The following is an 8,899-nucleotide window of genomic DNA, read 5'->3' as shown; positions in this document are numbered from 1 at the left end:
CATCAACGGGCACAACAGGCACAGGCGATACATCAACGGGCACAACAGGCACAGGCGATACATCAACGGGCACAACAGGCACAGGCGATACATCAACGGGCACAACAAGCACAGGCAATACATCAACAGGTACAACAGGCACAGGCGATACATCAACAGGTACAACAGGCACGGGCGATACATCAACGGGCACAACAAGCACAGGCGATACATCAACAGGCACGACAAGCACGGGCGATACATCAACAGGTCCAAAAAAAGGACCTAGAAAAGGTCCGCGAAGATAGAAAAAAATTGCTTCTGTTTGATCAATTACTCATTGATCGAACAGAAGCAATTCCTGCTTAAAGAGCAATCTTATCAACTCCAAAAAGAATAGTAAAAGAGGGAATTCATATTAATAAATCGGTAATGATTTTTATCGGCCATGCAAATCTAAAATGCGTTCCGGTGTTATAGAAAGGGGCGAACACTGTGAACCCGATATATGTAAGAAACACTGATAAGTATGGCAGAGGAATTTATGCGGCGCGTGATATTAAAACAGGCGAGCTTTTTGAAGTCTCCCCAGTTTTAATATCGCCTCAAAATGAGTGGGAATATCTAGAAAAGACGGTGCTTGTTGATTACTGCTTCACTTGGGGAAAAAATTATAAGCAAACAGCGATTGCTTTAGGATATGGATCCCTGTTTAATCATTCCTATACGCCAAATGCTGTGTTTGTTTATAATGTAGAAAACTTATCTATAGACTTTTATGCAATAACTAACATTAGCAGGAATGAAGAAATCACAATAAATTACAACTGTGATCCTGAAGATAAATCCGCAGTATGGTTTGAGGTAATTGATTACATAACTTAATGTGGCATTCCAAAAATAATAAAAATTTTTATTGCTCCTTCACTTATATTTAAATATGTTGTCATTAAAAGCTCTTCAGGCCATAGACAAATTCACCTGCATTGAAGCTGCATTTTGTCTTCTTTATCCCCTTATTTTTGGATGAAAGAAGATCTCTTCTTTATACATTTATTTCACTGAGCAGGCGATTACAAGATCTCCGCCAGTGCCCTGTTTCGGTATCACCTTTATATCCGTTTGAATATACTGTATTGATGATTAAAGGGAGTTTTTTTACCAAAAGAAAAGTGGAAGGTAAGTAACATCGACTTTGAAAAAACGTAAAAGATGTATATTAACAGAGGATAGATCAAATAAGAACGCAGATTGGACCAAGAGATCGGCTAAACAAAAAAACCAGGGATACGTTCCTGGGTTTTTTTATAGAAGGGCCTAAATTTCTTGCCCATTTTAAAATCACTTGGTTTATTAGTTGTCCACAAAGGTGCAATGCCAGCGTATCATTTTATCACACATATAGAAAGGAAAAGAAATGATATGTCCTATCTAATTCCGTCTTATTTTTTGATAATCGAAGAAGGGGACCTAGAAGAACTGCGGCGAGATGTGCGGAGCGATACCCCTGTTCCTGCCTATTTACAAATAGAGGGAGCCATTTATGATATCGATATTGCCTATCGGGGTTCTTATACACGAAAATTTCGCAAAAGATCCTACCAAATTGAATTCATCAAGCCGTCAACATGCTCCGGGGCCCGCGTTATTCATCTTAATGCAGAGTACAAGGACCCCTCTCTTATCCGCAATAAACTTTCTTTGGACTTATTCCGCGATCTTAGTGTTCTCTCTCCACACAGCCAGCATATCAATTTAATCCGAAATGAATCTTTTAGAGGTGTCTACTTACAATTAGAATCCGTCGATGATTTGTTCTTGAAAAACAGAGACCTTCCTTTGGGTCCTATTTATTATGCCGTCAACAATAATGCTAATTTCTCCTTAACAAGAGATGAGAAGCAAAAAGAGTCACTTCTTTCGGGATATAAACGAGTGTCTGGAAGCCCGTCAGATGATGATTTTCTTCAAAAATTGATAGAGAAAATCAACCATACCCACCTTTCTCAATTCCCTGATGTAATTCCTCAGTACCTTAATATTGATAAATATTTACGCTGGCTTGCTGGTGCCGTCTGCACAATGAATAATGATGGATTCACTCATAACTACGCACTGTATCGCAACAGTGAGACAGGTTTGTTCGAAATCATTCCCTGGGATTATGACGCAACCTGGGGAAGAAAGGTTGACGGCGGGGTAATGCGTTACGATTACGTTCCGATTGAAGGAAAGAAAAGCAACCATCTTTCCTGCCTGCTTCTGCAAGTACCGGAGTACCGTCAACTTTACCGAAACATATTGGAGGAGACCTTAGAAACTAAGTTTACTGTCGAATACATGGAAAACAAAGTGATGTTGCTGCACCAAGCTTTACGTCCGCATATTCTTCTAGATCCTTATAAAAAGAAAACGATCGACGTATTCGATAGCGAACCGGATTTTATTTTTCAATTCATTCGTGATCGCAGCAACTATTTGAGAAAGCACTTAGCCGATTTGAATTAAAAGAATTCTCCCTTTATGTTTCATGAGGGAATAGAGATAAGACAAAACAAATCAATCACCTTGGAGAACGTGTTTTACAATAAATGAAAGGAAAACAGGACTTGGGACGATCGTTACGTTCAGTATTGCAAATGATACAGGTGAAAAGCCAAAGGGAAAAGGAATATGCTTTTCCCTTATACTTCTAAGTTATTTACCCGATGACTGAAAAGAACCAGATTAAACATGGTGTAACAAGCGCCATTATTCGTATTTTTGAATAACATCGGTATACTTACGCAACCCGCACAATTAAATTCCCTCTGAAGTGTGGATTCACTGTGTTGAGAATCTGCATTCTTAGTGAACACGAGCTTGTTTCCCCAGTCTCGCTTCCGATTCCCATTTCAAAAACGCTATACAATGATTCAGAAGGGGCCAATGAATGAAAACGGGGGGTAAGGTGGAAGAAACAAAAAACCATCCTGTTAACTTTGCACTTATGTTGTAAGCTCTGTGCACTCAAATCGACTCCACTACTAGCTTTGATTGACCCCAAGAGGAATTGCATAACAACAGGAGAGACAGCGGACGAGGCAGAAAAAGATTCTTAATAAATGGAATTCGCCCTCTGGATGGAGATTGCCTCAAATGTGAAAATAAAAATTAAGCAAATGATACAGGAGTATATTCTTTCTTTAGCAGAAGCAATTGAAGTAATAAAAAACAAAGATAAGTAGTTAAATAATTAAGTAGTAGACTTTTAGGCAAGCATTTTTCCCAATGAGATTCACCCATTCTAAGAACAGACCCATATAGCTAAAAGAATAATGCATCTTAGCCATAATGCTAAATAGGTACTGATAAAAGCTGGATAGCCTTTCTTCCATAGTCGGTCGAAGAAAGAAGCCTTTATTGAAGCGAAACGTAAATGTCCAGATTCCCATTTTTTTTAGATCAAGTGTACGCCGCCTTTATTTTGTGTCTGGATAAGTATAGACTACCCAGGATCTTTCATGTCTAGAAGTTTAAGAATTGTTTCGGCATAAGTTTAAAGACTAGGTGGTTGTACAGTTGCTTTTTAATAGAGGTGAATATAAATGTAATAAAACGGAGAAGAAGGGACTCTAATTGACGACTTTTCAAAAAGGGGAAGGGACGAATGAGCTTTGAAATTGGATTGACTATTTTGATCTTTATCATGACAATGCTTGTTATATTTTTGAGGCCAGGCGGGATCAATGAAGCATGGCCGGCGTCGATTGGTGCAGGGATTATTCTGCTGACGGGAATTGTATCGTATGGAGATGTTATAGATATTATCGACAAGATAGGCGGTGCATCTATTACAATTATAGCCACGATCGTCATGGCTGTCGTATTGGAAAGCTTTGGTTTTTTTCACTGGGCAGCTGCGAGGCTTGCAAAGCTAGCTAAAGGCTCGGGCTATCGTCTCTATTGGTACATTCAGCTTTTATGTTTTTTGATGACGCTTTTATTTAACAATGATGGCAGTATCCTAATTACGACACCTATTTTAATTTTACTCCTTCACAACCTTCAGTTGAAACCATCTGAACAGCTTCCGTATCTCTTAAGTGGCGCTCTGATCGCTACCGCTTCTAGTGCACCGATTGGCGTAAGCAATATTGTCAATTTAATTGCACTGGAAATTGTTCATATGACCCTCTACATGCATACTGCCATGATGTTTGTGCCTGGAACACTTGGATTATTGTTCATGTCAACTTTAATGTTTATTGTAGTGAAGAAGAAATTACCCAAAACGCTGCCTGCTTCTTTGCAGGAGGACATAGAAGAAAATTTTTTCTCTAAAAACTTTCACCCGTTAAAAGAGACACTGTCTGTTGCAACAAAACATAAACGCACAAAATTTATGTTAAAGCTTTTACTGTTTGTGTTTGTGGTACGCTGCCTGATTTTTGTGGCGTCCTACCTCTCCATTCCAATTGAGCTGGTGGCGGTGTTTGGCTCCTTCCTATTGCTTGCATGGAGATGGTACCATTTACGAACAAACCCGCTGGATATTTTAAAAAAGACCCCTTGGCACATTTTACTTTTTGCCTTCTCTATGTATGTCATTATTTACGGGCTCCACAATGCAGGATTAACGGCCATGCTTGTAAGGGCATGTGAACCGATTGTTAATCAGGGGCTGTTCCAGGCGAGCCTTATAATGGGCGGACTAGTCTCAGTTTTATCCAATTTTTTCAATAACCATCCTGCCTTAATGATTGGAACGATTACCTTAACAGAAATGGGGATAGACCCTATCACTTTAAAGACGATTTATCTTGCAAATATTATTGGCAGTGATATGGGCTCTTTGTTATTGCCGATCGGAACTCTCGCCTCCCTAATTTGGATGGATATTTTAAGGAAGAATCGGATTCATGTTTCTTGGAAAGAATATTTAAGCGTGTCATTGATTGTTATACCCTTGACAACGATCGTTACATTATTCTTGTTATTCTATTGGGTACAGATGATTTTCACTTAGTTTCTGATCTTCCCGCAGGAAACGGAGCAGAAAATAATTAGAGGTTAAAAATGTATGAAACGAAATCGTATTTGAGATTAAAAATCTAAATACAATATAAGTGTTAGTATATGTATTGGAAAAGGGCCGGATTTTTAGAATCCAAAGCTTTTTTCTACATATACTTTTACTTATATTACCCCCTCCTATAACTCCAGCCACCGCATCCATTAGGTAATAATCAGCTAAGCTTCGTAAAAGCATTAAACTTTGAATTAGGAAATACCTTATAAAGTGAGACAAACAAAAACACCTTTCAGTTGAAAAACAGGTATGTAATGACCTGAAAAGCCAACTTGAAGGTGTTTTTCTACATGGGCACGGGAGTCAGTTGTCCGGCAGAAATAAAATGAAGGCTGTACAGATGAGACTAGTTGAAGTGGCTGTTAAAGAAGTTAGGAAAGAATTAAATACTGAGACCATCACGGTATTCTTTCATCAAGACCGGCACACCGGGGAAGCGTCCCTGAAAATGCCGGGTCGCTTCTTTAAACTTTTTCTTTGAAGGAATGAGAAGAACATCTTTAGAGCCATTAGACACAGGAGATTTTATAATGAAAGGGAGGTGTACACTATATTTTTTAATAGGGTTGTCCTCAGTTTCTTCAATATGAATAAACAGTATAAAAAGAGGAGGCTTGGTTTTCTTTTAGTAATCCCCGAAACCTTGTTTTATCTTCCGTATTAAAAAGGGTCTTTACCGAAAGCCCGGCGAGATTTAATTCCCAGGAAATATCGGCTGCAAGGCTTACCACTGAATCAATAAAATTCATAAAGGCCTTAATTTGTTTTCCCAGCTTTTCAAGCAGGAAATTTCTTTCAGAATCGCTTTTTTGTCCGCTAAGCTGCCCATCTAAATCATTTGATGTACGTCCGTAAATTCTTTCCGTAGCTGCTTGATCCATTTTTCTCTATCCGTCAGTAAAACAGTAAAATCCCCAGACTTTTCGCTGCTTTTAAAGGATCGCGACTGGAACCGGACTTATTACTTCCTAAAAATATAATGGCTGCATACAAACGGATCAGCTCTTTAAACATCATTTATGATATTTCCATCTATCAAATTTCCCTGCTTACTGCTTACATCAATAAAATAGTAGAGCCGTTCTTGATCTCTATCCCATTATTTTATGAAAATGCTAAATTCACTGTATGAGTAAATTTCCTTTATTCCTAAAATATTTAAAAAATATTACTTTATTTTCCACCTAATGAAAGAGTAGAGAGCATAGATTTATTTTTCTTTTTTGCCCAATGCTATTGATAAAGCGTAATGATTACGATATATTAAAACGTAATGATTACGATATATTAAAACGTAATGATTACGAAATAAGGGGGATGTTGGATGCAGACAGTAAAGAGGAGGAGAAAGCGTGTTTTATGGAAAGGCTTGTTGAAGATAGGGATAGCAGCAGCTTGTCTTGGCTTATTGGGAGCCTGCGGACAGTCTTCATCGAGTACGACGGCGTCAACAAGCGAAGACAAGCACATTCATTTTCTTTATAATTTCTCAACCAATTCTTTAGATCCACATGTGGATTCAAGCTACGTTCCGCTGCGGGCCGGCATAACGGAAACACTTGTCCGGCTTGAAGAGAACAAGTTAACAATCGCGCCATGGCTGGCAAAAAGCTGGGAAGGTACAGACGGACAAAACTGGACGATTCACCTGCGCGAAGATGTCACTTTTCAAAACGGAAAGAAAATGGATGCGAAGGCAGTGAAAGCCTCTCTGGAGCGGGCACTGACAGAAAGCACAGCTGTTCAAAATGCATTAAAGATCGACAAAATGGAAGCAGACGGCTATACATTGCGCATTTCAAATACAGAGCCTTTTCCTGAATTTATTTCTGAACTGGTGAATCCAAATGTATCCATCATTGATGTTTCGGAAAAAGACATCGTCAATAGACCGGTCGGCACGGGACCTTTTGCTCTGACGTCCTTTGTTCCGGGAAGCCGGCTTGAGCTTAAGCGCTATGATGGCTACTGGGACGGAGCTGCAAAGCTGGATTCGGTTACATTCTCGTTTAACGAAGATGCCAATGCGCGTTCTATGGCACTGCAATCCGGGCAGGTCGATATTGTCTACCGGCCGGAGGTGGAGAGTCTGGAGACATTAAAAGCACAGCCCGGCATGAAAGTAGAATCGACGGAGACCTTCCGTGTTCATCAAATGACGATGAATATGCAGCGTGAAAGTTTAAAAGATGTCAATGTACGTCGTGCGGTTGATGCATTGATTGACCGCCAGGAAATTGTCGATACGATTTTGTTAGGATACGGGGAAGCGGCAGAAGGGCCATTTTTGCCATCCCTGCCATTTGCGCCAACGTACGAGAAACGCCCGCCATCCGGTCCGAATGCGGCTGTGCAATATTTACAGAAAGCAGGATACATACTGAAGGATGGCAAGATGCAGAAGGATGGGAAGCCGCTTCATTTTGAGCTGCTCACGTACAGCGCCAGGGCTGACCTGCCGCTTATTGCACAGGTGTTTCAATCTGATGCGAAACAAATTGGCATCGACGTAAACATTAAGCAAATTGAAATTCCGGAAGAATACATGGCGTCTAACCGTGACTGGGATTTGGCGACATACAGTAATTTAACAGCACCGCGTGGCGATGCCGGCTATTATTTAAACGCAACGTATCATCCGAAAGGTGCTTTGAATTTCAGCGGTGCAGAAGAACCGGAACTGACAAAAATGATTGATAAGCTTAATCAAACAGTCGGCCAGAAGAACCGTGCAGTGCTGGCAGAGCAGGCGGCGGATTATGTGCATGAGAATGTGATCAACTCTTTTGTGCTGCACCCGTCCACGATTGTCGCGTATAACGATGATAAAGTGAAAAACTGGGTCACAGCCCGGAGCGAGTATTATATGATAACGAACCAATTGGATGTGAAATAAATGCTTCAGATTCTTGTCCGTAAATTTCTTGAAGTAACTCTTTTCCTGCTGTTTATTACTTTTATCAGTTTTCTGTTTGTTCGTCTGGCGCCGGGTGATCCCGTGTTAACGATCTTGAATGTGGATGAGCTTTCTGTAAGCCAGGAACAAGTAGAAGCATTGCGGGAGGAGATGGGGTTTAATAAGCCGCTGCTCGTTCAATACGGGCTTTGGCTTTTTCGTTTTATTCAGCTTGATTTTGGACAGTCTTATGTGACTGGCCAGCCGGTGGCAGACATGGTTGCAATGAGCCTTCCTGCTACTCTTGAGCTGGCAGCCGGATCCATGTTCGTGATGCTGATCGTATCGATTCCGCTTGGCTCCCTGTCAGCTCTTTACCGGGATAGCTGGATCGACCATATAAGCCGGGTTACATCTATTGTTGGGGCGGCGATTCCGAGCTTTTGGCTTGGCTTGATTTTGATCCATTTGTTTGGTGTTCAGTTGAATTGGCTGCCCACGATGGGAAGAGACGGGTTTATGTCATTGGTTTTGCCGTCGATCACACTTGGGCTGGCGATTTCAAGTGTATACGTCCGTCTGCTTCGCTCCAGCCTGCTTGACTCGATTAGTCAGGAATTTATCCGTGCCGCAAGAGCGAGGGGGCTGTCAGAAGGGCGCATTTTCTTCGTTCATGCGCTGCGCCACAGCCTTCCGCCTGTTATTACGGTGTTTGGCGTTAGTTTAGGCAGCTTAATTGGCGGTGTCGTGGTGATTGAAGTGTTGTTTGCGTATCCGGGTGTTGGAAAAATGGTCGTTGATGCGATACGCCAGCGTGATTATCCGCTTATACAAGGATACATTTTGGTCATGGCCGTCATTGTGTTTACGGTGAATACATGCGTGGATGTCTCGTACCGGTATTTGAATCCGGAAATGAAATTAAAAGAAAGGAACACACCATGATGAGATGT

7 protein-coding genes are annotated in these 8,899 nt (G+C 40.9%); 6 read left to right on the top strand and 1 reads right to left on the bottom strand.

Annotation, left to right across the window (positions count from 1 at the left end; genetic code table 11):
* The 4 genes from L2D08_RS11885 to L2D08_RS11870 form a co-directional block, all read left to right on the top strand.
* On the top strand, nucleotides 1-287 hold a 287-nt coding region (locus L2D08_RS11885), incomplete at its 5' end, for a hypothetical protein (RefSeq protein WP_242233989.1).
* Between the two features lie 187 nt (nucleotides 288-474).
* Entirely contained in the window at nucleotides 475-864 is a 390-nt protein-coding gene (locus L2D08_RS11880; RefSeq protein WP_242233988.1) for an SET domain-containing protein, read from the top strand.
* A 537-nt stretch (nucleotides 865-1,401) separates the two neighbouring features.
* Entirely contained in the window at nucleotides 1,402-2,487 is a 1,086-nt protein-coding gene (locus L2D08_RS11875) for a CotH kinase family protein (RefSeq protein WP_242233999.1), read from the top strand.
* 1,141 nt (nucleotides 2,488-3,628) lie between these two features.
* Entirely contained in the window at nucleotides 3,629-4,987 is a 1,359-nt protein-coding gene (locus L2D08_RS11870) for an arsenic transporter (protein WP_242233987.1), read from the top strand.
* Between the two features lie 644 nt (nucleotides 4,988-5,631).
* Here the strand turns inward: L2D08_RS11870 and L2D08_RS11865 are convergent.
* Complete coding sequence (locus L2D08_RS11865; protein WP_242233986.1) at nucleotides 5,632-5,931, bottom strand: hypothetical protein; 300 nt, start codon at nucleotides 5,929-5,931, stop codon at nucleotides 5,632-5,634.
* A 443-nt stretch (nucleotides 5,932-6,374) separates the two neighbouring features.
* Between L2D08_RS11865 and nikA the strand changes: the two genes are divergently transcribed.
* Nucleotides 6,375-7,946, top strand: coding sequence for a nickel ABC transporter substrate-binding protein (gene nikA, locus L2D08_RS11860; RefSeq protein WP_242233985.1), 1,572 nt, complete (start codon nucleotides 6,375-6,377; stop codon nucleotides 7,944-7,946).
* A complete protein-coding gene (nikB, locus tag L2D08_RS11855) occupies nucleotides 7,947-8,891 on the top strand; it encodes a nickel ABC transporter permease (protein ID WP_242233984.1) in 945 nt (314 codons plus the stop codon).
* Nucleotides 8,892-8,899 lie beyond the last annotated feature (8 nt).

This window comes from Domibacillus sp. PGB-M46 (genome assembly GCF_022668875.1).
GTDB lineage: Bacteria > Bacillota > Bacilli > Bacillales > Domibacillaceae > Domibacillus.
Note: the sequence above shows the minus strand (reverse complement) of the source record. Positions and strands in the feature narration are given on the sequence as shown.